Annotated in this window: 26 protein-coding genes and 1 pseudogene; 14 read left to right on the top strand and 13 right to left on the bottom strand. The window is 71.0% G+C overall.

Going from position 1 to position 25195, the window contains the following annotated elements; genetic code table 11:
- Window positions 1-60: 60 nt before the first annotated feature.
- Window positions 61-1584 (bottom strand): catalase, encoded by a 1524-nt coding sequence (locus ACFYWS_RS04260; protein WP_389269318.1) that lies wholly within the window; start codon window positions 1582-1584, stop codon window positions 61-63.
- Window positions 1585-1745: 161 nt separating this feature from the next.
- Window positions 1746-2432: a DUF2848 domain-containing protein gene (locus ACFYWS_RS04255; protein WP_389269316.1), complete on the bottom strand. Its 687-nt coding sequence runs from the start codon at window positions 2430-2432 to the stop codon at window positions 1746-1748.
- Window positions 2433-2585: 153 nt separating this feature from the next.
- Here ACFYWS_RS04255 and ACFYWS_RS04250 point away from each other — a divergent pair, with 153 nt between their 5' ends.
- Together ACFYWS_RS04250 and ACFYWS_RS04245 are read left to right on the top strand one after the other, a co-directional pair.
- Complete coding sequence (locus tag ACFYWS_RS04250) at window positions 2586-3935, top strand: MFS transporter (protein ID WP_389269314.1); 1350 nt, start codon at window positions 2586-2588, stop codon at window positions 3933-3935.
- A gap of 37 nt (window positions 3936-3972) precedes the next feature.
- Entirely contained in the window at window positions 3973-4797 is an 825-nt protein-coding gene (locus ACFYWS_RS04245) for a carbon-nitrogen hydrolase family protein (protein ID WP_389269313.1), read from the top strand.
- Between the two features lie 46 nt (window positions 4798-4843).
- Here the strand turns inward: ACFYWS_RS04245 and ACFYWS_RS04240 are convergent, their stop codons facing one another.
- Window positions 4844-5473 carry a GntR family transcriptional regulator gene (locus tag ACFYWS_RS04240; RefSeq protein WP_389269312.1) on the bottom strand — a complete coding sequence of 210 codons (630 nt, stop codon included), beginning with the start codon at window positions 5471-5473 and terminating at the stop codon, window positions 4844-4846.
- Window positions 5474-5539: 66 nt separating this feature from the next.
- Window positions 5540-6361, bottom strand: coding sequence for an IclR family transcriptional regulator (locus ACFYWS_RS04235; RefSeq protein ID WP_389269310.1), 822 nt, complete (start codon window positions 6359-6361; stop codon window positions 5540-5542).
- Between the two features lie 188 nt (window positions 6362-6549).
- On the opposite strand from ACFYWS_RS04235, the gene ACFYWS_RS04230 reads away from it, so the two are divergent.
- Window positions 6550-7674 carry a mandelate racemase/muconate lactonizing enzyme family protein gene (locus ACFYWS_RS04230; RefSeq protein ID WP_389269308.1) on the top strand — a complete coding sequence of 375 codons (1125 nt, stop codon included), beginning with the start codon at window positions 6550-6552 and terminating at the stop codon, window positions 7672-7674.
- Here ACFYWS_RS04230 and ACFYWS_RS04225 read toward each other — a convergent pair.
- Window positions 7671-9035, bottom strand: a complete 1365-nt coding sequence (locus ACFYWS_RS04225; protein WP_389269306.1) for an ATP-binding protein — start codon at window positions 9033-9035, stop codon at window positions 7671-7673. The two genes, ACFYWS_RS04230 and ACFYWS_RS04225, sit on opposite strands and share 4 nt — an antisense overlap.
- Before the next feature lie 86 nt (window positions 9036-9121).
- Window positions 9122-9829: a response regulator transcription factor gene (locus ACFYWS_RS04220; protein WP_389269304.1), complete on the bottom strand. Its 708-nt coding sequence runs from the start codon at window positions 9827-9829 to the stop codon at window positions 9122-9124.
- A 63-nt stretch (window positions 9830-9892) separates the two neighbouring features.
- On the opposite strand from ACFYWS_RS04220, the gene ACFYWS_RS04215 reads away from it, so the two are divergent.
- Window positions 9893-11083, top strand: a complete 1191-nt coding sequence (locus ACFYWS_RS04215) for a glycosyltransferase (RefSeq protein ID WP_389269302.1) — start codon at window positions 9893-9895, stop codon at window positions 11081-11083.
- Window positions 11080-12111: a GDP-mannose 4,6-dehydratase gene (locus tag ACFYWS_RS04210; RefSeq protein ID WP_389269300.1), complete on the top strand. Its 1032-nt coding sequence runs from the start codon at window positions 11080-11082 to the stop codon at window positions 12109-12111. Before ACFYWS_RS04215 ends, ACFYWS_RS04210 begins: the two co-directional genes overlap by 4 nt.
- Before the next feature lie 22 nt (window positions 12112-12133).
- On the opposite strand, the gene ACFYWS_RS04205 is transcribed toward ACFYWS_RS04210, so the two are convergent.
- Window positions 12134-12514: a winged helix-turn-helix transcriptional regulator gene (locus tag ACFYWS_RS04205; protein ID WP_389269298.1), complete on the bottom strand. Its 381-nt coding sequence runs from the start codon at window positions 12512-12514 to the stop codon at window positions 12134-12136.
- A 91-nt stretch (window positions 12515-12605) separates the two neighbouring features.
- On the opposite strand from ACFYWS_RS04205, the gene ACFYWS_RS04200 reads away from it, so the two are divergent.
- The gene (locus ACFYWS_RS04200) at window positions 12606-13538 is read left to right on the top strand and encodes an NAD(P)-dependent oxidoreductase (RefSeq protein WP_389269484.1); all 933 of its coding nucleotides are present in this window, start codon (window positions 12606-12608) and stop codon (window positions 13536-13538) included.
- On the top strand, window positions 13535-14422 hold the full coding sequence (locus tag ACFYWS_RS04195; RefSeq protein WP_389269296.1) for an NAD(P)-dependent oxidoreductase: 888 nt from the start codon (window positions 13535-13537) through the stop codon (window positions 14420-14422). The genes ACFYWS_RS04200 and ACFYWS_RS04195 overlap by 4 nt, the downstream gene beginning before the upstream one ends.
- On the opposite strand, the gene ACFYWS_RS04190 is transcribed toward ACFYWS_RS04195, so the two are convergent.
- Complete coding sequence (locus ACFYWS_RS04190; protein ID WP_389269294.1) at window positions 14385-15335, bottom strand: alpha/beta fold hydrolase; 951 nt, start codon at window positions 15333-15335, stop codon at window positions 14385-14387. The two genes, ACFYWS_RS04195 and ACFYWS_RS04190, sit on opposite strands and share 38 nt — an antisense overlap.
- Window positions 15336-15451: 116 nt before the next feature.
- On the opposite strand from ACFYWS_RS04190, the gene ACFYWS_RS04185 reads away from it, so the two are divergent.
- The 4 genes and pseudogenes from ACFYWS_RS04185 to ACFYWS_RS04170 all read left to right on the top strand — a co-directional run bounded on the left by ACFYWS_RS04185 (window position 15452) and on the right by ACFYWS_RS04170 (window position 17903).
- Window positions 15452-15880, top strand: coding sequence for a winged helix-turn-helix transcriptional regulator (locus ACFYWS_RS04185; RefSeq protein WP_389269292.1), 429 nt, complete (start codon window positions 15452-15454; stop codon window positions 15878-15880).
- 68 nt (window positions 15881-15948) lie between these two features.
- Window positions 15949-16077: a hypothetical protein gene (locus ACFYWS_RS04180; RefSeq protein WP_389269291.1), complete on the top strand. Its 129-nt coding sequence runs from the start codon at window positions 15949-15951 to the stop codon at window positions 16075-16077.
- An 11-nt stretch (window positions 16078-16088) separates the two neighbouring features.
- Window positions 16089-16987, top strand: a pseudogene (locus tag ACFYWS_RS04175) (NADP-dependent oxidoreductase).
- A gap of 16 nt (window positions 16988-17003) precedes the next feature.
- A complete protein-coding gene (locus ACFYWS_RS04170) occupies window positions 17004-17903 on the top strand; it encodes an alpha/beta fold hydrolase (RefSeq protein WP_389269289.1) in 900 nt (299 codons plus the stop codon).
- A gap of 60 nt (window positions 17904-17963) precedes the next feature.
- Here the strand turns inward: ACFYWS_RS04170 and ACFYWS_RS04165 are convergent, their stop codons facing one another.
- The 5 genes from ACFYWS_RS04165 to ACFYWS_RS04145 all read right to left on the bottom strand — a co-directional run bounded on the left by ACFYWS_RS04165 (window position 17964) and on the right by ACFYWS_RS04145 (window position 22212).
- Window positions 17964-18641 carry a TIGR00266 family protein gene (locus ACFYWS_RS04165; protein WP_389269287.1) on the bottom strand — a complete coding sequence of 226 codons (678 nt, stop codon included), beginning with the start codon at window positions 18639-18641 and terminating at the stop codon, window positions 17964-17966.
- Window positions 18642-18809: 168 nt separating this feature from the next.
- Window positions 18810-19211 (bottom strand): PPOX class F420-dependent oxidoreductase, encoded by a 402-nt coding sequence (locus tag ACFYWS_RS04160; protein ID WP_389269285.1) that lies wholly within the window; start codon window positions 19209-19211, stop codon window positions 18810-18812.
- 42 nt (window positions 19212-19253) lie between these two features.
- Window positions 19254-20303, bottom strand: a complete 1050-nt coding sequence (locus tag ACFYWS_RS04155) for a phosphotriesterase (protein ID WP_389269283.1) — start codon at window positions 20301-20303, stop codon at window positions 19254-19256.
- On the bottom strand, window positions 20300-21319 hold the full coding sequence (locus ACFYWS_RS04150; protein WP_389269281.1) for a DMT family transporter: 1020 nt from the start codon (window positions 21317-21319) through the stop codon (window positions 20300-20302). The genes ACFYWS_RS04155 and ACFYWS_RS04150 overlap by 4 nt, the downstream gene beginning before the upstream one ends.
- Window positions 21320-21459: 140 nt before the next feature.
- Window positions 21460-22212: a glutamine amidotransferase gene (locus ACFYWS_RS04145; protein ID WP_389269279.1), complete on the bottom strand. Its 753-nt coding sequence runs from the start codon at window positions 22210-22212 to the stop codon at window positions 21460-21462.
- Window positions 22213-22342: 130 nt separating this feature from the next.
- Here ACFYWS_RS04145 and ACFYWS_RS04140 point away from each other — a divergent pair, with 130 nt between their 5' ends.
- The 3 genes from ACFYWS_RS04140 to ACFYWS_RS04130 all read left to right on the top strand — a co-directional run bounded on the left by ACFYWS_RS04140 (window position 22343) and on the right by ACFYWS_RS04130 (window position 25120).
- A complete protein-coding gene (locus ACFYWS_RS04140) occupies window positions 22343-23353 on the top strand; it encodes a LacI family DNA-binding transcriptional regulator (RefSeq protein WP_389269277.1) in 1011 nt (336 codons plus the stop codon).
- Between the two features lie 13 nt (window positions 23354-23366).
- Window positions 23367-24467, top strand: a complete 1101-nt coding sequence (locus ACFYWS_RS04135; protein WP_389269275.1) for a M20 family metallopeptidase — start codon at window positions 23367-23369, stop codon at window positions 24465-24467.
- A gap of 194 nt (window positions 24468-24661) precedes the next feature.
- Window positions 24662-25120, top strand: a complete 459-nt coding sequence (locus tag ACFYWS_RS04130) for a hypothetical protein (RefSeq protein ID WP_389269273.1) — start codon at window positions 24662-24664, stop codon at window positions 25118-25120.
- Window positions 25121-25195 lie beyond the last annotated feature (75 nt).

The following is a 25195-nucleotide window of genomic DNA, read 5'->3' as shown; positions in this document are numbered from 1 at the left end:
GAGGAGTGCGGGCGGCGGGTGTCCGGGCGGGTCCCGCCCGGACACCCGCCCGGGTTCACCTCAGGCCTTGCCCTGCATGCTGCTGCGCGCCGGGTTGGCCTGCTCGGACGCCTTGGGGTCCTTCTCGTCGGCCTTGGCCCGCACACCCTCCTTGATGCGCTGACCGATCGACGGGTCGATGTTGGACCAGTACTCGAAGGCCCGCACGAGCACCGGCTCGCTCACGTCGTTGAGCAGGTGACCGACGACGTTGTCCACGAGGCGGTCGCGCTCGGCGTCGTTGAGAACCTCGCGCACGAGGGTGCCCGGCTGCCCCCAGTCGTCGTCCTCGGCGTGGTCGACGTACGCGGCGCGGGTGATGTCACCGTCCGCGTACCAGCTGGGCGGTGTGCCGTAACGGTCCGTGTCGGCCGCGGGGCCGCCCTTGGAGTTCGGCGCGTAGACCGGGTCCTGCGTCTTGTTGTACGCCATGGCTCCGTCTTTGGAGTACGTACGCAGGGGCGCGACCGGCGCGTTGACGGGCAGCTGCTGGTAGTTGCCGCCGATGCGGTGACGGTGTGCGTCGGCGTAGGAGAAGAGCCGCGCGAGGAGCATCCGGTCGGGGCTGGGGCCGATGCCCGGGACCAGGTTGTTCGGCTGGAACGCGGCCTGCTCGATCTCCGCGTGGTTGTCCGTCGGGTTGCGGTCGAGCGTCATCCTGCCGACCTCGACCAGCGGGTAGTCGGCGTGCGGCCACACCTTGGTCAGGTCGAACGGGTTGAAGCGGTAGGTGGCCGCATCGTCGTACGGCATGATCTGCACGTGCAGGGTCCAGCTGGGGTACTCGCCGTCACGGATGTGCTCGAAGAGGTCACGGGTGTGGTAGTCCGTGTCGGCCGCGGCCATCTGGTCACCCTCGTGCTGGGTGAAGTGCTCGACGCCCTGGTCGGTCTTGAAGTGGTACTTCACCCAGAACCGCTCGCCCTGCGCGTTGATCCACATGTACGTGTGCGACGTGTAGCCGTTCATGTGACGCCAGCTGCGGGGGATGCCACGGTCGCCCATCAGCCAGGTGACCTGGTGCGCGGACTCGGGGGACAGCGTCCAGAAGTCCCACTGCATGTCGTGGTCGCGGAGGTTGTTGTCCGCGCGGCGCTTCTGGGACCGGATGAAGTGCTGGAACTTCATCGGGTCCTTCACGAAGAAGACCGGGGTGTTGTTCCCGACCATGTCGTAGTTGCCCTCGGACGTGTAGAACTTCACCGCGAACCCGCGGGGGTCGCGCCAGGTGTCCGGGCTTCCGCGCTCCCCGGCGACCGTGGAGAACCGGGCCACCAGGTCGGTGCGCGTCCCGGGCTGGAACACCGCGGCCTTCGTGTAGGAACTGACGTCCGCGGTGACCTGGAAGTGGCCGAAGGCGCCGCTGCCCTTGGCGTGCGGCTGCCGCTCCGGGATCCGCTCCCGGTTGAACTGCGCCATCTGCTCGATCAGATAGGAGTCCTGGAGGAGGATCGGGCCGCCGGCGCCGACCGTGAGCGAGTGCTCGTCGCTCTCGACCGGAACGCCGGCATCCGTGGTGGTCGCTTTGGCTGTGTCGTCACTCATGAGCTACGCGTGCCTTTCGACGGGTTCGCTAAACGCCGCGGAGCCCTGCGGGTGCAAACTCGCAGGAGGTTTCGGGCGGCGCCGCCTCCGGTATGGCCCACCCGGGCACACCGACGACATCACCATGCTGCGGCCTCCGTACGGACCCGGCCATTCGTGACTCAGCCGATCGGCACCGGCAGCGGTGTCACCGCGTAGGCCAGCGTGATGGTGTCACCGGTCGACGGGTCGGCCAGTTCCACCCGCCAGGCCTCGCCGAACTGGTCCACGCCCTCCGCCATCGGGATCGTGCCGGAGATCAGCACCGTGCCGGCAAGCAGCTCGCCGCGCCCGCGCAGCACGTCGGCCCAGTAGGACGGCGTGAGCAGCTCCGCGAGGGAGCCGTCCTGGATCAGGGACTCCTCGCCCTGCACCGTGACCCAAGCGCGGAGCGTCAGGTCGTCCAGGCGGCCCTCCACGTCGGACAGCCGCCAGGCGCGGCGGGCCAGGACGTCCGGGCTCGCGTTCTTGCTCCAGGCCACGCCGTGCACCTCGAGATCGCGGTCCGTGTGGTCGCACGCGGCCGTGAGCAGCAGCTCGCCGTCCTCCGCCACGATCAGCGCCCACTCCGCCTCACCCGAGGTCCGCCCGTGCTGCACCGCGACCCGCTCGGTCTGCTGCGCGAGGTAGGGGGAGATCGGGTACAGCGCCGGGGTCGTGGTCGGCGCGGGCACGCCGAGTTCGGCGAGCTCGGCGACGTGCGCGGCGACATCGTCCTGGCTGCGCCCGGCGTAACCGGCGTTGAGGACCTGGGTGACCTGCACGTCGCGGGTGGAGCCGTCGGGGAGTTCGAAGGTGAGCAGGGCCATGGAAATCTCCAGGGGTGAGCAGGGAGGTGAGCAAGTGGATGAGCAGGGCAGACGGTTGCGAAGCGGTTAACTTCCCGTTCAGGGCTTGCGCATACGACCTGTATACAAGAAGTATGCCGGAAGGTCGATGTCTCCCCCGAACCGAGGACCGAAATGCTGCAAGACTCCCCACGCGGCCCGGCCGCCGCACCGGTCGTCACCCCGAACCGCTCCGGTCTCGCCCGCGCCTTCTTCGCGAGCCTGACCGGCACCGCCCTGGAGTGGTACGACTTCGCGGTCTACTCCGCCGCGTCGGCCCTCGTCTTCGGTGACCTGTTCTTCCCCTCCGAGGACCCGCTCACCGGCACCCTGCTGGCCTTCTCCACGTACGCCGTCGGCTACGTCTCGCGCCCGCTCGGCGGCATCGTCTTCGGACGGCTCGGCGATGTCATCGGCCGCAAGAAGGTGCTGATCGCGACGCTCGTCCTGATCGGCGCGGCCACGTTCCTGATCGGCCTGCTGCCCACCCACGGCACCATCGGCGTGGCCGCGCCCATCGCGCTGGTCGTGCTCCGGTTCGCGCAGGGCGTCGGCGTCGGCGGCGAATGGGGCGGCGCCGTGCTGCTCTCCAGCGAGTTCGGCGACCCGAAGAAGCGCGGCTTCTTCGCCTCGGCCGCGCAGGTCGGACCGCCCGCGGGCAACCTCCTCGCCAATGGTGTCCTGGCCGCGCTCGGCGCTCTGCTGACCGAGGACCAGTTCCTCTCCTGGGGCTGGCGCGTCGCCTTCCTCGTCTCCGGCGTCCTGGTCGGATTCGGCCTGTGGATCCGCGCGAAGCTGGAGGAGACCCCGGTCTTCAAGGCGATGGAGGCCGAGCAGACCCGACCCGAGGCGCCGGTGCGCGAGGTGCTCACCCGCCAGCCCCGCGCCCTGATCGCCGCGATCCTCGCCCGCGTCGCCCCGGACGTGCTGTACGCGCTGTTCACCGTGTTCGTACTGACCTACGCCACCGACGAGCTCGACATGTCACGGGGGTCCGCGCTGACCGCCGTACTGATCGGCTCGTCGCTGCAGATCGTCCTGATCCCGCTCGCGGGCGCCCTGTCCGACCGCGTCAACCGCCGCCTGCTGTACGGCTGTTCGGCCGTCGGTGCCGGTGTGTGGCCGTTCGTCTTCTTCGGCATGGTCGACGGCGGCTCGTGGGGCCTGCTGGTCCTCGGTGTGATCGTCGCGCTGGTCCTGCACTCACTGATGTACGGCCCGCAGGCCGCGTTCGTCGCCGAACAGTTCTCGCCGCGGCTGCGTTCCACGGGGTCCTCGCTCGCGTATACGCTGGCCGGTCTGATCGGCGGCGCGATCGCTCCGCTGCTGTTCACGGCGCTGCTCGGCTCGTTCCACAGCTGGGTTCCGCTCGCCGTCTACGTAGCCATCACCGCGGCCGTGACCGTCGTCGGGCTCCTGCTGGGCCGCGACGCGGAGGCGGCCACGGACGAGGACGCGGAGCTGGTCGCGCAGGCGACCGCCTGAACCGTCACACCAACCGCCTTATCAGGAGGGACACCTCATGCGCATCGCTCTGAGCCAGCTCACCACCGGGCCCGACCCGGCCAAGAACCTCGACCTCATCGAGGAGCAGGCACGGCGCGCGGCCGACGCGGGCGCCCGCGTCGTTGTCCTGCCCGAAGCGGCGATGGCCTGCTTCGGCACGCCGCTCGCCCCGCTCGCCGAGCCGCTCGACGGGCCTTGGGCGAACCGGCTGCGCGCCATCGCCGAAGCGGCGGGCATCGTCATCGTCGCCGGAATGTTCACCCCTGCCGACGACGGGCGGGTGACCAACACCCTGCTCGCGACCGGGCCGGGCGTCGAGGCGACGTACGACAAGATCCACCTCTACGACGCCTTCGGCTTCCGGGAGTCCGACGGCGTCGCCCCCGGTACGCGCGTGGTCACCATCGACGTCGACGGCGTCCGCATCGGCCTCGCCACCTGCTACGACGTGCGCTTCCCCGAACTCTTCCGGGCCCACGCCGACGCGGGCGCGGTCGCCACGCTGCTCCCCGCGTCCTGGGGCGCGGGCCCCGGCAAGCGCGAGCAGTGGGAACTCCTCGTACGGGCACGGGCCCTGGACGCCACAGTGTGGGTCGCGGCCGTGGACCAGGCCGACCCGGCGGCGAGCGGCATCACTGCCTCGGGCGCGGCCCCGACGGGCATCGGCCACAGCATGCTGGTCGGCCCGGACGGTACGGTGCGGGAGAGTCTGGGTGCCGAACCGGGCCTGATCGTCGCGGAGTTGGACGTCGCCGAGGTCGACCGGGTGCGCGAGAAGACGTCCGTGCTGGCCAACCGCAGGCTCGGGCGCGACGACGCGGCGATCACGTACCCGAAGTAGGTCATGCGGCCGGGTTGGTCCCAGAGATCCCTGGGACCAACCCGGATCACCCCGCCAGCAGCACCTTCAGCGTCGACTCCAGGTGACTGTCGATCGCCGTGGTCACCGCGTCCGCGTCACCCGCGGCGAGCGCGTCGAGGATCACTTTGTGCTCGTCGATGACCGACTTCTGCCGGCCGCTCTGGTTGTACAGCGCCACGACGCCCGCGCGTACCTGGCGGCTGCGCAGCCCGTCGTAGTGACGGTCCAGCAGGCCGTTGCCGACGGCCGAGACGATCGTCGCGTGGAAGCGGTGGTCGATGGCGATGAACTCCTTGGCGTCGTCGGGCCCGCTCAACCCGCGCTGCCGGTCGAGGAGTTCGCCCAGTTCATCGAGTGGCACGCGATCGGCCTTGATGACCTGCTCCGCCGCGTACCGCTCCACCATGCCGCGCAGCTCCATCAGCTCGGTGATCTGCCGCCCGGTCAGCCGGGAGACGCGCGCGCCGCGCCGGGGCACCATCTCGACCAGGTCCTCGGCGGCGAGCAGCAGCAGGGCCTCGCGGATCGGGGTGCGGGAGACGCCGATGCGGTCGGCGATCTCCTGCTCGGAGAGGAACTCGCCCTGCATCTCGGGGTCGGTGAGCACCGTCCCCTTGAGGTAGGCGTACGCCTTCTCTCGACCGGACGTCCCCATGTGCTCTCCCGTGGGCCGTGGCTCGTGGACTGTGAATGTGGATCGCATACAACTTGTATACGGAAGTTACCACGGGGTGGCGTCTGGGGTGGCGTCACGCCGTGGCCGCTCCCAGCCCAACGCCGCCGAGACCCGGTCGGCCGCGGCGACCGTGATCCGGCCGGTCCTGTGCAGCCGATCGGCCATCCGGTCCGCGGGAGCACCGACGTTCAACGCGGCCACCACCCTGCCCCGGACATCACGGATCGGCGCCGAGACACCCACCAGGCCGGACTCGAACTCCTCACGAACCTCGGCGAATCCGCGCCGTCGGGCCTCCTGGATCCGCTGCCACAGCTCCTGGACGGAGTGCACGAGGGAGCCGTCGAAACCTTCGGACAAGTCGTCCATACCCAGACGCACATACAGCTCGTCGGGTGTCGCGTCGAGCAGCAGCACCCGCCCCGCCGAAGTGCGCGCCGCCGGAACACCCTTGCCCTCCCAGCCGTGTGCGCGGAAGTCGTGCCCGGAGACCGACAGGAGGGTCAGTACCTCGGCGTCCCTGAGGACACACAAGTGACACGTCTCCTCGATCTCGGCCGCGAGCCGTCGCAGCACCGGGGACGCCACCCGGACGAGCCGGTTCTCGGCGGTGCGCGCCACCAGGGACAGCAGCCGCCAGCCGAGCCGGTACTCCAGGGTGTCGGCGTCGCGTTCGACCACGCCTTCCTCGGCGAGCGCCTTGAGCGCCCGCGAGACCTGGCTCTTCTCACGGCCCGAACGCGCCGCGAGTTCCACCACCCCGAGCCCCCGCCCGTGTTCGGCCTCGTGCAGGGCCAGTACGTCGAGCAAGCGCAGATCGCGGGAGAGGCCGTGGCGCCGGGCGCCCGCCGCGGAGGTGTCAGCCACGGCGACCCCCGGACACCTGCGCGCCGGTTGCTCGCAGCGCAACCCACATTGCGATCCACCAGGATTCATTGCCCCTGCTCAGGGCCCTACCTACGGTGGTCCGATTCACCAGCACGTTCCCACCTCTAGATCTCCGTGCCAATGTACGCGCGACGCACCGGGGCGCGGCACGTCCCAGGGAGTAACCCATGAAGATCACGGACATCACGCTCGACCATCTGCGGCTCGAACTCGACCCACCGTTCCGCGCGGCCTGGGACCCGGTACCGCGGCGGCACTTCGACGCGACCATCGTGCGCGTGCACACCGACGAGGGTGTCACCGGGATCGGCTCGGGAGACACCATGGACGGCTTCGGTGCCTTCCGTCACCTCTTCATCGGCCAGGATCCGCTGCACATCTCCCGGCACGTGAAGGCGATCGAGACGGCGAACTTCCACGGCGGCCGCTACTGGCCGCTCGAAGCCGCGCTGTGGGACATCGTCGGCAAGGTGCACGGCCGGCCCGTGTCCGAACTGTTCGGCAACGCCACCAAGCGCCTGCCCGCCTACGCCTCCTGCGGTGAGCTGAAGTCTCCGCACGAGCGCGTGGCCACCGCCCTGAAGGTGCGTGAGGCCGGCTTCAAGGCGATGAAGATCCGGATCGACCGCGACCGGGTGAGCGAGGGCATCGCGGCCGTCAGCGCGGTGCGCGGGGAACTGGGCGAGGACTTCGACATCATGGTCGACCTCAACCAGTCCTGGCGGATGGCCGGCGACACTGCGGACGCGACCGACCTCGCACGCACCCGCAAGACCATCGCGCGCCTCGCCGAGCTGGACGTGTTCTGGGTCGAGGAACCGCTGCCGTACGCGGATCTCGACGGCTTCAAGCGACTGCGTGCGGAGAACCCCGGCGTGCGCATCGCGGCGGGGGAGATGCACCACTCGACCACCGAGCTGCTGCGCTACCTCGAAGAGGACGCGCTGGACGTCTACCAGATGGACGTCGTCCTGGCCGTCGGCATGCACCGGGCGCGCACCCTGGCCGAGGTGGCCCGGCTCAAGCACCGCCACTTCACCCCGCACAGCTGGACCAACGGCATCGGCGTCCTGGCGAACCTGCATGTCTCGGCCGGCGTCGGCGGCGGCCCGTACTTCGAGTTCCCCTTCGACCCACCGGGCTGGACCCCCGAGCGGCGCGACTTCATGCTCGCCGAGCCGGTACGGGTGGATGCGGACGGGTGCGTACGGGTGCCCGATGCGCCGGGCCTCGGTGTCGAGCTGGACGAGGACGCGGTGGAGCGGTGGCGGGTCGGTACCGTGCGCGCCTAGGCGCGCGGGATCGTGAGGCGGAACTGGGCGCCGCCGCCCGGCGCGGGTTCGGCGACGAGGTCGGCGTGGTGCGCGTGCGCGATCTGGCGGGCCATGGCGAGGCCGAGTCCTGACCCGGGCAGGGCGCGGGCGCTGCGGGCGCGGTAGAAGCGGTCGAAGACGTACGGCAGGTCCTGTTCGGAGATGCCGGGGCCGTGGTCGCGGACGGTCAGCTCCAGGGTGGCCGGGGCGGAGGTGAGGGTGACCTCGACGGGGCGGCCGGGCGGGCTGAACTTGGCCGCGTTGTCCAGCAGGCTCGACAGCAACCGTGAGAGCCGGGCCGGCACACCGGCGACGGTGGCGGTGCGTGCCTCGGGGGCGATCGCGAGGGTGAGCGGGGTGGCAGGCCAGTGGCCGCGTGCCGTCTCGACGGTGTGCGTCACGATGTCCGCGAGCCGGACCTCCTCGATCAGCGGGTCAGGTTCCTCGTCGCGGGCCAGCTCGACCAGGTCGTTGACCAGGAGGGTGACCTCGCGCAGCTGCCGGCTCAGCGCACCCGCCGCGCGCTCGCGCTGGGCGTCGCTGAGCCGCGAACTCTTGGTGAGCAGCTCGGCGTTGGTGCGCAGCGCGGTCAGCGGCGTGCGCAGTTCGTGGGAGGCGTCGGCGACCAGGCGACGCTGCGCGCCGATGGACTTCTCCAGTTCGTCGAGCATGGTGTTGAAGGAGGCGGCGAGCCGGGTGATCTCGTCGTCCTGCCCCGCGCGTTCCGGCGGCAGCTCGATGCGGTGCCGGGCGTCGCGGGTGGCGGTGATGCGTTCGGCCGTGGCGGTGAGGCGGCTGACGGGCGCCAGTCCCGTTCGGGACACCCAGGCACCGAGGGCGCCGGCCAGCAGCACACCGGTCACCCCCATGCCGCCGAGCAGCACCGCGGCCTGGCGCACACCCCGGTCCACGGTGTCGGCCCGCACCGCCACCTGGAGGGCGCGCCCCTCGGGCAGCGGCGTCGTGAGCATCCTGCCCCGGTGGCCGGCCAGCGTCAGCTCGCTGTAGTACGGCCCTCGGTCGCCGGACGCGACCTCGCGCGTGGAGTCGGTGACCGGCAGGAGGTACGGGTCGGCGGGATCGTCCGCCGGCCGCGCGGGGACCAGTTGCGCGCAGGCCGGGGCGGCGAGGTAGCGGCACTGGCCCTGCACCACACCGGACGGCTCGTGGGCGTACTGCTGGGTGGCCAGCCGCGCGGACTGCGTCAGGTGCAGGTCGAGCTGGTGCAGAAGTTGATGGCGGATCACCACGAAGCTGCCGGCACACAGGCCGACGGCCACGGCGGCCACGGCCGCGGCGGCGGCGAGGGTCAGCCGGGTGCGCAGGGGGCGGCGGCGCATCCAGCGGGCATGTCTGCGCCCGCCCCTGGGCCGCGACGGGGACGGCGATGGAGTGCTCGCGGGCGGCGTGTTCGTGGGTTGAGTGCTCACGCCAGGTCCAGCCGGTAGCCGACGCCGTGCGCCGTGTGGACGAGCCGCGGTTCGCCCTCGGCCTCCAATTTGCGGCGCAGATAACCGACGTAGACAGCAAGGGAGTTGGAGTCGGGGCCGAAGTCGCGGCCCCACACCCGCTCCATGATCGTCTCGCGGGGGAGTACCTGGCCCGGGTGGCGCAGCAGCAGCTCAAGGAGGGAGAACTCGGTGCGGCTGAACTCGATGACCCGTGACCCGCGCCGACCGCTCCTGCTGGCGGGGTCGACGACGAGGTCGGCGAAACCCAGCGCCGTCGCGGACTCCTCGGGCGCGGCGCTGCGACGCAGCAGCGCCCGGATCCGTGCCACCAGCTCGTCCAGCGCGAACGGTTTGACCAGGTAGTCGTCGGCCCCCGCCTCCAGGCCGTCCACCCGCTCGCTCACCGAGCCCAGCGCCGTGAGCACCAGGACCGGCGTGCGGTCGCCGAGCGCCCGCAGGCGGCGGCAGACCGCGAGGCCGTCCATGCCCGGGAGCATGACATCGAGCACCATGGCGTCGGGCTCCCACGTGGCGAGGGCGGAAAGCGCCGCGAGGCCGTCCTCCGCCCCGCGCACCTCGTACCCCTCGACCGCCAGTCCGTCCTCGACGGCGTACCGCACCTCCGGCTCGTCATCCACCACCAGAACCTTCGGTGCGTTCGTGCACCCGTCGGCCGCGTTCATGGTCACAGCCTGCCAAAACCTGGTCTTAGAAAGTTCTTAGAGCGCGTCAGCAGTGTGTCGGCCATGAGGACACAGCGAACATCCCATGACCGGCTGTCGGTGGTGATCGGCGCGGGCGGCACGGGCGGACACATCTACCCGGGGCTCGCGCTGGCGGACGCGCTGCGGCGGGCGGTGCCCGACGCGGAGATCTCGTTCGTCGGCACCGAGCGCGGCCTGGAGACCCGGCTCATCCCGGAGGCCGGGTACCGCCTGCACACCGTCGACATGATCCCCTTCGATCCGTCGCTCGGTGCCCGGCGGTTCCTGCTCCCCGCCGCGCTGGTCAAGTCCGGCGCCCAGGCCAAGTCGGTGCTGCGTGCGCAGCGGGCGCAGGTCGCGGTCGGCATGGGCGGCTACCCGAGCGCCCCGGTGATCGTCGGGGCGCGGATGGCCGGGCTGCCCAGCGTCATCCACGAGTCCAACGCGGTGCCCGGGCGGGCCAACCGCTTCGCCGCGCTGCTCACCGACCAGATCACGCTGGCCTTCGAGGAGAGCCGTGCGCATCTGTCCGGCAGCCGGCACGCCGACGTCGTGGGCATGCCCATCGCCGCGGAACTGGCCGCACTGGACCGGCCCCGGCTGCGGGGCGACGCCCGGCGGGCCCTCGGGGTGCCCACCCACGGACGGCTCCTGCTGGTCAACGGCGGCAGCCTCGGCGCCGCCCGGCTCACCGCGGCCGCCGCCGACCTCGCGAGGCGCTGGCGCGACGGCACCGGCATCCACCTGCTGATCAAGACCGGGCCCGCCACTCTGGACGAGGTCCGCCGGGAGCTCGCCGAGACCGGCGCGGACCGGGTGGCGACCGCCGTGCCCTACCTCGACCGAATGGACCTGGCGTACGCGGCCGCCGACCTGGCCGTCTGCCGCGCCGGGTCCGCGACCGTCGCCGAACTCGCGGCCACCCGCACCCCCGCCGTCCTGGTGCCCTACCCCTACGCGCCGGGCGACCACCAGACCCACAACGCGCGGGTCCTCACCGACATCGGCGCGGGACTCCTCCTGCCCGACGCCGAGACGGACGCCGACCGCCTGGCCTCACTCATCGAGCCACTGCTGGCCGAACCGGCCCGGCTGGCGGCCATGTCGGCCGCCGCACACCCCGGACGGCACGGGCAGGCGGCCGACCTGCTGGCCGCACACGTCCTGCGCCTGGCCGGCCACCCCCTCACCCACCCCATCCTTCCCACGCCCCACACGGAGATCGCCATATGACACCCAAGGCCCACTCCAACGCCGCTGCCACCGACTTCGACTGGACCGGCCGCACCGTCCTTGTCACCGGAGCCGAAGGGTTCATCGGCTCCACACTCGTCGACCTGCTCGTCGCCCGCGGCGCGAAGGTCCGCGCCCTCGTCCACTACAAGCCGTACGGCGAGAAGGGCAACCTCGCCCCCTACCTCGGCGCCGCCCACGGCCCCGTCGAGATGATCGCCGGTGACGTCCGGGACGCCGGTCGTGTCATGGACGCCGTCGAGGGCTGCGACACCGTCTTCCACCTCGCCGCGCTCATCGGCATCCCCTACAGCTACGACTCACCCGGCGCGTACGTGCAGACCAACGTCGTCGGCACCGAGAACGTGGCCGAGGCCTGCCGCCGCCACCAGGTCCGCCGACTGATCCACACCTCCACGAGCGAGGTCTACGGCACCGCCCTCACCGCCCCGATCAGCGAGTCGCACCCGCTCCAGCCGCAGTCCCCGTACTCCGCGTCCAAGATCGGCGCGGACATGATGGCCCTGTCCCACTGGCACGCCTTCGAGCTGCCGGTGACGGTGGTGCGCCCGTTCAACACGTACGGCCCCCGGCAGTCGGCCCGCGCCGTCATCCCCACCATCCTCGCCCAACTGCACGCCGGACGACGCCAGATCAAGCTCGGCTCCCTCACCCCGACACGCGACTTCACCTACGTCACCGACACCGCCCGCGGCTTCCTGGCGCTGGCCGCCTGCGACGCGGCCCTGGGACACAGCGTCAACCTCGGCACCGGCCAGGAGATCGCCATCGGGGACCTCGCCAAGGAACTGATCAACGCCTCGGGCCGGGACGCCGAGGTCGTCGTCGACCGGACCCGGCTGCGCCCCTCGGGCAGCGAGGTGCACCGCCTGCTGTCCGACAACTCCCGCGCCCGGACCTTGGCCGGCTGGGAGCCGGAGGTCTCCCTGGGCGAGGGGCTGCGCCGCACCTCCGAGTGGGTCGCGGAGAACCTGCACCTGTTCGCGGCCGACCGGTACCAGGTCTGACGTGTGACCTGTGACCTGCGGGTCAGGAGGCGGCCGACGCCGACGTGCCGGGGGTCGTGACGACGTCGAGACCGAGGCGGTGGATCCGGTCGCGGCCCCACTCACCCAGCGGCAGCAGCGCCTCGTTGAGCGCCGCGCCCGATGCGGTCAGGGAGTACTCCACCTTCGGAGGCACCTGCGCGTACACCGTGCGGTCGACGAGGCCGTCCGCTTCCATCTGGCGAAGATGCTGGGTCAGCATCTTCTCGCTCACACCCGGCAGCGCACGGCGCAGTTCGGCGAAGCGCCGGACGCCGTGGGTGTGCAGTTCCCACAGCACAAGGCCCTTCCACTTGCCGCTGACGACGTCGAGTGCGGCGTCGATGCCGCAGATGTAGGGGCCGTTGCGGGGTGCCTGCGCCATGGTCGGCAGCCTCCACTCTCTCCTCGCTCACCAAAAGGTAAGTACCGCAGTAAATAGTGGGTACTTCCGCGACGATACAGCCTTGCGCAGCATGGTCGTCGTGTCCGAACCCACTAGAAACCCAGCCCAGTTGACCGACGTCAGCATGCTCGGCCTCGGCGCGATGGGCAGCGCGCTGGCGACCGCGCTGCTCGACGCCGGCCGTTCCGTGACCGTCTGGAACCGAACCCCTGACCGTGCCGCAGACCTGGTGGCCCGCGGCGCCCACGGCGCGGGCTCGGCCCGCGAGGCGGTGACGGCGAGCCCGATCGTCATCGCCTGCCTGCTCAAGTACGCCTCGGTCCGGGACACCCTCGGCCCGATCGCGGACGACCTGCGCGGTCGCACCCTCGTCAACGTCACGACCACCACACCGAACGAGTCCCGCCAACTCGCCGCCTGGGCTGCCGAGTTCGGGGCCGACTACCTCGACGGCGCCATCATGGCCGTCCCCGCCATGATCGGATCCCGCGAGGGCCAGATCTTCTACAGCGGCTCGCGGAAGGCGTACGACGCCCTCCTGCCGACCCTCGACCTCTGGGCCACCAGTGAGTTCCACGGCGAGGACGCGGGCCGTGCGTCGCTGGTCGACCTGGCGATGCTGTCGGGGATGTACCAGATGTTCGCGGGGTTCATCCACGGTGCCGCGATGGTCGCCCCCATGGGGATGAGCGCCTCCGAATTCGCCGCCCGCCAGGCCCCGTTCCTCTCCGCGATGACCCACGGACTCGCCGGCTACGCGGAGGTCATCGACGGCGGCGACTACACCGTCCCGGGCCAGCAGAGCCTGGACTTCTCCGACCTGTCGCACCTCGTGCGGGCCAGCGAGGAACAGGGCGTCGACCCCGCCCCGATCGCCGCCGTCCAGGCGCTGATCGTCCGTCAGATCGCCGCGGGCCACGGCCCGGAGGGGCTGGCACGGATCTACGAGAGCCTGCGCGCCACCCGTCCCACCACACACCCCGAGGAAGGAACCGCGGCATGAGCGCCACCCCCGTCACCCTGATCGGCCTCGGCCCGATGGGCCAGGCCATGGTCCGTACGCTGCTCGCGGCCGGCCACCCGGTCACCGTCTGGAACCGCACCGCCGCCCGCGCCGACGGCCTCGTGGCCGACGGCGCCACCCTGGCCCCCTCGCCCGCCGACGCGGTCGCCGCGAGCGAACTGGTCATCCTCAGCCTCACGGACTACCAGGCGATGTACGACATCCTTGGCACCGCGACCGATGCGCTGGCCGGTCGCACCCTCGTCAACCTGAGCTCGGACACCCCCGACCGGGCCCGCGAGGCCGCGGCCTGGGCGGCCTCGCACGGGGCGAGGTTCCTGACCGGAGGTGTGATGGTGCCCCCGCCGATGGTGGGCACCGGGGCGGCGTCCGTGTACTACAGCGGCCCGCCCGAGACCTTCGAGGAACACCGCCCGGTGCTGGCCCGCATCGGAACGCCGCGCCACCTCGGCGAGGACGCCGGCCTCGCCCAACTCATGTACCTGGCACACCTCGACGTCTTCCTGACGAGCCTCTCGGCACTGACACACGCCACCGCGCTCCTGGGCTCCGCCGGGATCACCGCGACGGAGGCGGTCGACGAGCTGATGCCGACACTGACCGGCCTCCCTGCGATGCTCCAGGCCGGCGAGAACGTCGGCGCGCAGATCGACGCCGGAGAGCACCCGGGCCACCTGAGCACGGTGACCATGATGGGCGCGACGGCGGACCACATCGTCGGCGCCGCCGCCACGGCCGGAATCGACCTCACGCTGCCGCGCGCGCTCCAGGGCCACTACCGGCGGGCGATCGCCGACGGCCACGGGAAGGAGAACTGGACCCGGATCATCGACGGGATCCGGAGCCCTCGGGCGAACGCGTAGGCGTCGGCCTCCCGCCGCGGTCATGAGGAGACTCGGCCCGCTCCTCGGCCATGTGCCGGCGGAAGTGCGGGAGTGTGGCGCCGGCCAGGAACGGACGCAGCAGCGCGAGCAGGGCATCCGGCCGGTGCAGCGGGATGATGTGGCCGCAGCCCTCGATGAGGTGTGCGGTGAGATCGTCGGTGACCGGGCGGAGCTGGCGTTCCAGGGCGGCGCCCACCGGGTGGGAGCCCAGCGCCATCGTCGGCACCGTCAGGCGGGCCGCGGTGACCGCCTCGTCGATCTGTGCCGCGCTTTCGGGCAGGGCCCGGTAGTACGAGAACGCGCGGCTCAGCGCCTCGCGGCCGGTGTAGGCGCGGACGAAGGCGTCCCGGACGGCCGGGCGCACGCCGTCGCCGAGGGTGCCGGTGCGCAGGAACCAGTCGACGTACTCGGCTTCGTGGCCTTCCAGTACGGTCTCGGCCAGGCCGGGTGCGGCGGAGTGGAAACCGAACCACCACGGAGGGCCGCCTGCCAGGAACTCCTCGGCGCCGGGCAGTCCGCCCAACAGGGACTCCATGACGACCAGGCGGCGGACGAGGCCGGGGCGGCGCAGCGCGAGAAGGAACGCCGGCGGGGTGCCCGCGTCGATGCCCACGACCGCGGCCGATGACACATCGAGCGCGGTGAGAAGCGCCGCGGCGTCCTCGGCCAGGGTGCCCGCGTCGTACCCGGATTCGGCGTGGCCGCTCGCGCCGAACCCACGGAGATCCGGTGCGATGACGCGGTAGCGGTCGGACAGGCCGGCGATGACATCCGTCCACAGCTCCCAGGTGTGCGGGAAGCCGTGCAGCAGCAGCAGGACGGCCGGGCCGGAACCGGAGACGGCGACGTTGAGTTCGACACCGTTGACCGGGATGCGCCTGAGCTCGGGCATGGGGGACTCCAGGGGAGGGGTGCGAGGAGCACGGTGAGGATTGGTGACAACGTCACGTTAGGGAACTAACCTGGCCCGTCCAAGACGGCACTTTTCCCTCAGGTGGTGAGCCCCAGGTGACCACGTCGAAGTCCGGCGGACGCGACAGGCGGCGCGGCGAGCGCGGTGACCTGCTGGACCCGCTCTGCCCGACCCGCCGGTTGCTCGACCGCATCGGCACCAAGTGGACGTCGATGGTGGTCAAGTTGCTGGCGGAGCACGCCCCCGGCGAGCTCCGTTTCGCGGAACTACGGCGCCTCGCCCCCGGCATCTCGCAGAAGATGCTGTCCGTCACCCTGCAGAGCCTGGCCCGCGACGGCCTGGTCGAACGCCGTGTGGAACCCACCGTGCCGCCAGCCGTCCACTACCGCCTCACCGAACTCGGCCTGTCCCTCGAAAGGCCGCTCGCGGCCCTGCGGGGCTGGGCCGAGACCCACATGCCGGAGATCGACCGCAACAACCAGCTCGCCGAGGAGTCGGCACCCGCCGAGGACCGACACCCGTGAGGCATGATCGGGGCCATGAGGCATCCGCTGCCGCATGAGGCACACATCGACCTCGGGGGCTGGCCCACGTGAAGCGAACGCCGTTCCCGCCCGCGTTGTGGCTGATCGTTCCGCTGCCCGGTGACGAAACGTACAAGGAACGGGTCCTGCCCAGTGCGCTCAGCCCCTGGCTCGCCCGCAACGTCCGCGGCCAGTAACGGAGTTCCTCATGAAGGCAGCACGCTTCAGCCGGTTCGGCGGTCCCGATGTGCTCGAAATCGTCGAGCTCCCCGATCCGCGTCCGGGAGCCGGGGAGATCCGGATCGCGGTGCGCGCCGCCGGTGTGAACGCCAGTGACTGGAAGAAGCGGCAGGGGCTGATGGATCAGGAGCTGCCCCAGACGATGGGCTACGAAGCCGCCGGGGTCGTCGACGAGATCGGCGACGGAGTCGAGGGCGTTGCCGTCGGGGACCGGGTGTTCGGGTTCGGCGGTGACGGCGCCGCGCAGGCGGAGCGTGCCGTGCTGTCCGCATGGGCGGCCATCCCCGCGTCGCTCGACTTCGCCGGCGCCGCGGCCCTGCCCTCCTCGGTCGAGACCGCCGCGAGAGCCCTCGACCAGCTCGGCGTCCGCGGCGGCGGCACACTCCTCATCAGCGGGGCCTCCGGCAGCGTAGGCAGCGCCGCCGTCCAACTCGCCGTCGCGCGCGGCGCGCAGGTGATCGGCACCGGCAGCCCGGCCACCCACGACCGGCTCCGCGAACTCGGCGCGGAACCGGTCGCGTACGGGGAAGGCATGCCGGACCGTGTGCGGGCCGTGGCATCGAACGGTGTCGGCCTGGCGTTGGACGTCGCCGGCAGCGGGATCCTGCCCGAGCTGATCGACCTCGTCGGCGGCGCGGATGGTGTCATCACCGTCGCCGACTTCGACGGTGCGCGGCGGCACGGTGTGCGCTTCAGCCGCGGTGACGCGGGCCGTGCGCTCTACGCGCTGGGACAGGTGGCCGACCTGGTCGAGGCGGGCCGGTTCACGCTCCCCGTCGGCCGGAGCTTCCCCTTGGCCGACGTCGCCGAGGCGCACCGGGTCGGGAGTCCGGCCACGTACGCGGAAAGCTCGTTCTCCTGGTCTGACGTTCTCCATGAGGCGATGAGGTTTCCTCGCGGCCGGAGTCCTACCTTCGTCACCGCGATCGCGGTCGACCGCCCAGGGGAAGGACGACCCATGACCACCACCCGAACCCTCGATGTTCCCGGTGCGCGCCTGCGCTACGAAGTCCGTGGCTCCGGGCCGCTGTTGCTGGTCATGGGATCGCCGATGGACGCGGAGGCGTTCGGGCCGCTGGCCGACGCGCTCGCGAGCGACCACACGGTCGTCACCCACGACCCGCGGGGCATCTCGGGCAGCACCCTCGACGACCCCGGGCAGGACTCCACCCCTGAGCTCCGGGCGGACGACGTCGCCGTTCTCCTCGACGCGCTCGACGCGGACTGCGCCGACGTCCTCGGCAGCAGCGGCGGGGCGGTCACAGGGCTCGCGCTGGTCGCGCGGCACCCCGGGCGGGTCCGCACGCTCGTCGCGCACGAGCCTCCGCTGCTGGAGCTGCTCCCCGACGCCGCCGAGCAGCGCGCCGCGACCGAGGAGATCATCGCGACCTTCCACCGGGAGGGGGTGGGCGCGGCGTGGACGAAGTTCATGGCCAACGCCGGATTCGACGTCGACGGCGGTGAGGAAGCCGCTCCCACGCCACCGCCCGGCGAGCCATCGGAACCTTCGGAACAGGACCTTGCCAACAGCGCCCGCTTCTTCGCCCATGAGCTGCGGGGCACCACTCGCTACGTACCCGACATCGCGGCCCTGACGGCCGGCTCGACCCGCGTCGTCGTCGGTATCGGCGCCACCTCGGGGGGCCTGATCACGGTCGGGACCTCCAGGGCCCTTGCCGAACGTATCGGGACCGCTCCCGTCGAGTTCCCCGGAGACCACGGCGGCTTCGTCGAACAGCCCAAGGAGTTCGCCGAGCGGCTACGGGAGGTGCTGAGGGGATAGGGCCCGCCGTCGGCGAGGGCGGCCAGCGCCTCCCGGTAGGCCGCACTCTCGTGCGCCGCGTCAGCTCCGCGTGAACGGGAGCTTCGCCGTGAGCCAGGTGACCAGCGCGCCGGGGTTGCGGCTCTGGGTCCACACCCGGCCGGGACCTGTCATCTCGAAGACCAGGCCCTCGCCCGACTTGAGGGTCTGCATTAGCCCGCGGCTCACCTTGCGAGTGGTGTACGAGACGCCGTCGTCGAAGGCGACCATGTGGCCGGAGTCGAGGACGATCCTCTCGCCCGCCCGGAGGTCGAGCACGTCCAGCGCTCCGTAGCAGGACGCGAGCACCGTGCCCCGGCCCTCTGCGCGGACGAGGAAGCCGCCCTCGCCGCCGGCCATGTTCTTGAAGCCGCCCCACTTGGTGTCGAGCTCGATCCCGTCGGACGAGCACAGCCAGGCGCCGCGAGCCAGGTTGAGGCCGCCGTTCACCTCGATGTCCGTGACGTCCCCGGGCAGGTTCGCGGCGAGGTCGACCCAGCCGCCCTCGGGACCCGCGGTCAACCGGGTGACGAACAGTGACTCGCCGCCCAGCACGTTCCGCTTGAGGCCCTTGAACAGACCGCCTTCGGTCTTCGCCTCGACGTCGATCCCGCTGGACGTCGCCATCATCGCGCCGGACTCGGCCCGGACGCTCTCGCCCGCGGTCAGCAGGACGCGCGCCACCGCGAAGGACGGACTGTGGCGGACCTCGATCTGCATGGCTGGCCTCTTCTCGCGTGGGGGACGACGGCGGTCCACCGTCGTCGTCCCATCGTCCCGCGCAGATCGTCGTCGCAGGTCAACGCGGCCCCCGACTCGCCTGCGACCGAGGGAGGAGCCACCCGGTGGGCCGATCCTCCTGACGGTTGACCGACCGGCCGGACGGGGCTAGAAGGTGATCTCCAGGCCGATGACGGGATGCCTGCGGTGGCGTCCCGAGAGCGCGGAGTACCAGTCGCCGATGCGGGCCATCACGTACTTCTGCCGCAGCAGCGCCCCGGCCTTCCTCGTCTCCTCCTCGTCGTCCAGTACCCGGCCGGTTCCCGTGGCGTGGACGGCGCCCGGGGCGATGCGCCCGCGGAGGTCGCACACGGTGACCTCGGCCCGGGAGTCGCGGCGCAGCCGCTTGACCTTCCAGGCGTCGGCCGCGCTGCGCACATAGAGCCGGTCACCGTCCACGGCGTGCCAGACCGGGGTGGCTCTCGGAGTGCCGTCCTTGCGGTAGGTGGTGAGGCTGACGTAGCGGGCGCGCTTGAGCGCGGCGAGTGTGGCGGGGTCGAGTGAGGTCACAGGGGGACGGTACCGGGAGGTGGGCCAGGGGTCCCCTCGGTGTCAGCAACCGGTGAGCATCCGGGCCGGGTTGTCGTGGGTGAGGCCGGTGACCAGGTCGTGGTCGATGCCTCGGGCGGCGAGCATTCCGGCGAAGACGGTGGGCACGAACGTGAGGCCGTTGCCGCCGTGCTGGGTCCACATCTGCTTGAGGAACAGGTCGTGGCTGAGCAGGAGTTGACCCGCATGGCCGTGGGAGGCGAGCCGTGCGACCGCGTCGGCGGTGAGTTCCGCCCGCGGGGCGGCGCCCTCGTGGGGGAAGGTGATGTCCATACCGATCATGTCGAACTCCAGCCACACGCCGCGTGCCGCGATGGAGTCCTGATAGGCGGTGTCACCGCTGGACGGGTCCATGTGGGCCAGGACGACCCGCCCGGGTGCCACGCCCACCTCGTCGAGCACGATGTCGAGGACTTCGTGTGCGCGCCGCTGCCATCCCGGGAGGTGGATCATCAACGGGACGTTCGGGTGGTTGAGTTGAGCGAGCGCGGCGGCGCGGACGGAGAGGTGTTCGGCGGGGGTGAAGTCGGGGGAGACGCCGATCTCGCCGATCAGGCCGGGCCGGATGTGGTGGTCCGGCGTGCCGTGGGCGAGTTCGTCGTCGATGGCCTGAGCCTGCGCTTCGACGTCGGCCGCGGTGATGCGGGGGCCCTCGAACTTCTCGAGGTACGCGCCGCAGCCCATGACGACGTTGACCCCGCTGCGTAGGGAGGCCTCGCGCAGCCGCTCGGGCGCACGGCCGATCGCGGCGCTGGACGTCGCGTCGACGACAGTGCCGCCTCCGACGGCCCGGAACGCCGCGACCTCACGGAGGACTTCAGTCATCGGCTTGGCTGCGAGGTTGTCCGGGCAGCAGTACGGATCGTGCCGCAGGGCCGACGCGGCGGAGGCGCTGACCGGCTGGTCGGCCAGGAACTCGGTGAACGGGTGGCTGGGCTTGTCGAGTACGCCGGAGAGGTCGTTGAACAGGTGCTCGTGCGGGAGGACGAGGCCGAGGTCGGCGGCGGGGACGGGGCCTGTGACCGTCCGGGCGTGCGGCTGGTGGTGTGTCATGGCCGGTCCGCGGCTTGCTGAGTACGGGAGGGGATCATCGCGATGCCCGCGGCGACGATGCCGAGCACCGTGCCGATCACGGTCACCACGTGCACGGTGTGTCCGAGCGAAGGGTTGACCGTGTCGAGGACGAGCGACCCGAGCAGCTGACCGGCGACGGAGGAGAGCCCGAGCAGGAGCAGACCGAGGCCGCGGACGAGCAGTGCCATGAAGGCGATGGAGAGCAGGCCGAGGATTCCGCCGGTGTACATCCACCACGTGGAGGGCAGGGTGAAGTCCACCGACCCCGCGGCCATGCGGACCAGCAGGCCCAGCAGTAGGACGGTGAAGCCGACGAGGAAGTTGAACCCGATCGAGACGAGCATGGAGCCTGTCGAGCGGGCGACGGCGGAGTTGCCCGCGGGCTGCCAGCCCGCGAGCAGGCCCGCGGCGAAGGGCAGCAGGGCGAAGGCGATCGTGCCCGGCACGTGGAAGGAGGGCAGGATCGCCAGGACGGTGGCGGCGATGGCCAGGACGGCGCCCAGCAGTCGCGTCGGGGACAGCGGCTGCTTCACCTCCGAGGTGACACCGAAGCGGTCGCAGATCACTCCGGAGACGATCATTCCGGAGACCAGCGCGATCTGGAAGACGGCGACTCCGAGCGCGCCGACCGACACACCTTCGGAGAGGACGACGGCGCCGCCGCACAGGCCCGCCAGACAGTTCCACCAGGGGAGATTGCCGGTGCGCAGCTGCCGGGGCAGGCTCAGCGCCTGGCGGCGGGTGGTGGGCCGGGCGAACACGATGATCGCCATGAGCAGCAGGCCGCTGCCGAAGGAGATGACCGCCGCGGCGTTGCCGTCGTCGATGGTGTCACCGAGGGCGCCGTTGACGGTGGACTGCAAGGGGCTGAGCATTCCGGCCAGGATGGTGGCCACGACCAGCAGCGCTGTGGCGGTGTTCCGGCCGGTGCGGCCGGTACCTGTCGACGGATCGGTCCGCACGAGCGACGGGTCAGGGGGCGAAACGGATGTCATCGTGAAGCCACCAATTCTCTGAGCGTTCCGGGCAGGGCCGGACCGGCAGTTTCACCGTGACGCGAAGGCTCCGTGAAACAGCACGTTAGGTCCGCTGGGGGAGGGGCGTCGACCGTGATCGGTGAGGTGTCCGTCACGGCTCACTCCGCGGCCGCGGCGAGCCATGCCACGGACTGGTGGAACAGTCGCTGGTAGCCCTTCCACTCGAGGAACTCGGTCGGGGCCCAGTGCGGCGAGATGTCCGAGGCGAACGCCAGGGTGCGGCCGGCGCCCACGGTGCGTACGGCGAGCAGCGGACGTGATTCGACGGTGGCGAGGACGGTGGCGTCGGGCCTGGCGACGAGGCGCTGGTAGCCGAGCAGGATCGGCCACTGGGCGTCGAGTCCCGCGGTGACCTCGTGGTCGGCGTCGGTGAGCTCGCCGTTGACACCTTCCGGGCACTCGACCCGGTCGTCGTAGGGGTAGATCTCGACCGGCAGTACGTCCTCGACGGCGGTGCCGTGGAAGTTGGCCTTGCCCTGGAATCCCTGGAAGCTGAGATAGCCGCCGGCCATGGCCAGGCCGCCGCCCTTGCCGACCCACTCGGCGAGGAGCTTGAGGCGGTTGGGGAAGGGCCGTCCCTGGGCGAAGACCTGCGGGGGCAGCAGCAGTGAGTTCGCGCCGATGTCGGACAGGATCACGACGTCGTAGGCGGCGAGCTTCTCCAGTGTCTCGGGGAAGTCGGTCGCCACGGCGTGGGAGGGCAGGTGGGTGACCGCGTGGCCCTCGGCTTCCAGAGCCTCGATGAGGGCGGTCGCGCCCGTCTCGTACTGGGCGTGCGGGAAGGCGTCGTAGCCCTTGAAATCGGTCGAGGCGTTGATCCAGGACTCGCCGGCGATGAGAACGCGCGCCATGAGGGCTCCTTGCTTTGCGCAATGTTGTGCTCGTTGTTGCGCAACGCTAGGGATGGGTTTTCGTGAAGTCAATGGGGTAGCGGCAAAGAGATATGGATAGACTGCCGGGACGCGCAGAGAGGAAACCCGGGTGACATTGACGAGCGTTGCGCAACATGCGCAAGTGTCGGTATCCACGGCATCGCGCTATCTGCGCGGCCAGCTGAAGGTGAATCCCGAGACGGCCGCCAGAATCGACTCCGCCGTCCGCGAGCTCCACTACGAGGTGCCCGCCGCCCCGTCCGAGACCCCGAGCCCGCGCCGGAACCCGGTCATCGCGCTCGTCGTACCGGACCTGCTCAACCCGTTCTTCGCCGAGCTGGCCGAGGAGATCGCCGACCGGGCGGCCGCCAGTGACGTGGAACTGGTCGTCGGTGTCACCGGCCAGCAGGCGCGGCGCGAGGCGAGCGTCAGTGACCTCGTGGCCAGGTCCGACGCGATCGACGGGATGATCTACGTAGGCATCCACCGCAGCAACCCCCGGCTGATCGCCGCGATCGACGCGGGGCTGCCGGTGGTCGTCCTCGACGAGGAGATCGCGGGCAGCTCCCAGGCCGACGCCATCTCCGTCGACAACTACAGCGGCGCCTACCAGGCGACGGCCTACCTCGCCCAGCTGGGCCACCGGCACATCGCCCACGTCGCAGGACCCCCGGAACTGTCCACCAGCCGCGACCGGTACCGCGGCTACCGCGACGCCATGGAGCACGCCGGACTGAGCGTCAGCGAAGACCTCGTCCTGCACGGCCCGTACACCGAACGCTTCGGGGCCAGCACCTTCCCCTACCTCGCCCGCGCCACCGAGGCGCCGACCGCGGTCTTCGTCGGCAGTGACATCGTCGCGGTCGGCATGCTCGCCAGCGCCGAACTCCACGGCCTGCGCATCCCCGAGGACCTCTCCGTCGTCGGCTGCGACGGGATCCGCGTCGGCGAATGGCTCCGCCCCAAACTCACCACCGTGCAGCAGCCCGTCGCGGAGCTGGCACGGACCGCGCTGGAAGTCGTCCAGGCGCGCATCGACAAGCCCGACAGCGAACGAGTGCAGCAGGTCCTCCCGCTGCACCTCGTCATCCGGGGATCGGCCGTACCGCCCCGCACCTGACAGGAGACACCGCGTGCTCGACCCCGTGGCCCTCACCCAACAGCTCGTCAGGCTGGACACCCGCGCGGGAAACGAGAAGCCCGCCGCGCAACTCCTCGCCCCACTCCTGCGCGACGCCGGCTTCACCGTGCGTATGGAGGAGGGGGAGGGGAAGGAAGAACCGGGACGGGCCAATCTCGTGGCCCGCACGGGCACCGGCACACCCATCACGCTGACCGGCCACCTCGACACCGTCCCTGCCGATGCCGCGAGTTGGTCCTTCGACCCGCTCAGCGGTGACATCCGCGACGACCGGCTGCTCGGGCGCGGCAGCAGCGACATGAAGGCCGGTGTGGCCTGCATACTCGCCGCCGCCATCGAGCACTCCGCGCGTTGCGCGGACGCGAACGTGCAGGTGGTTCTCACCTTCGGGGAGGAGACCGGCTGCGACGGTGCGGCCCAACTCGACGACCTGACCCCCAGCCCCGTCGTGCTGGTCGCCGAACCCACCGGCAACCAAGTGGTCCTGGGCCACAAGGGCGCGCTGTGGCTCCGCCTGACCGCGCACGGCCGCAGCGCCCACGGCTCACGGCCCGAACTCGGCGTCAACGCCCTCGCGGCCCTCGCCGGTGCGGCCACCCGCATCCACGGCCACGACGGCTGGCCCAGCAGCGGGACGCACGGCGCGGCCACCGTCAATGTCGGCACGTTCCACGCCGGCGTCCAGCCCAACCTGGTGCCCGATCACGCCGAGCTGATGCTGGACATCAGGACGGTCCCGGGCTTCACCTCCGGTGACGCCGTCTCGGCGATCCGCCGACTGGCGGGCCCGGACACGGACATCGATGCCGTCCTCGACCTCCCGAGCATCGCCACCGACCCGGGTGACGGGCTCGTGAAGACACTGACCGCTGCGCTGCGACCGGGCGAAACGGACCGGGACCCGCAGTACGCCACGTACTTCACCGATGCCTCGGTCCTCACCGGGAAACTGAACTCGCCGGCGGTGATCCTGTACGGACCGGGCGAACCGGACCAGGCACATGTCACGGACGAGACCTGTTCCGTGTCCGGGATCACGAGCGCCACCAAGGCGATGCTGAGGCTCTTGGACGCCTGGCAGGACCTCGCCTGACACCTCGGGCCGCGGAGTTCACGAAGTGACGACCGTCATGTCACGAACGTGTCCTGAACACGATCAAGAAGCAACTGGGGCAACCACGCCGCTGTCTGAGAGGACAGAAAGCAACACGGGCGGACACCCACACCCGCCCGGTTCACTCGCCCGTCGCTCACCAGGAGCGACGGCCCCACGCGGAGGACACCAGCATGCGCACTCGGAAGATCTCGGCCCTGACGTTGACCGCAGTGGCCCTCGGACTGTCGCTGACGGCGTGCAACGGCAGCGACGGCGCGGGCAGTGCGTCATCCAGCGCTTCCTCCAGCGCGTCTTCTTCTGTGAGCAGTTCGGCGGAGGCCGTGACCACCCCGCAGCCCGATGCGACGGCGGGCCAGTCGTCGGGTGCTCCCGCCACGTCCGACGCGAAGTGCACGGACCAGATCAACTACGCGGGCGACCCGCGCTCCAACGCCGAGATCAACTCCATCGGCGCGGACACGGGCACCTGCCCGCCCGTTCAGAAGTCCGACGAGGCCTCGGGCACACCGAAGGACCCCGGCACGAAGTGCACGGACCAGATCGACTACGCGGGGGACTCGCGTCCCAACGCGGAGATCAACTCCATCGGCGAGGACACGGGTTACTGCCCGCCGGTCAAGCAGAAGTGAGTTGAAGCAGAAGTGAATCCGCGGGCCTGAGCCGGGTGGCGGATAGGCGCCGTGGCGCCAACCCGCCACCACAAA

Source organism: Streptomyces sp. NPDC002795 (assembly GCF_042888725.1).
Taxonomy (GTDB): Bacteria; Actinomycetota; Actinomycetes; order Streptomycetales; family Streptomycetaceae; genus Streptomyces.
The sequence above is the reverse complement of the archived record's forward strand: the minus strand, read 5'-3'. Positions and strand labels throughout refer to the sequence as shown.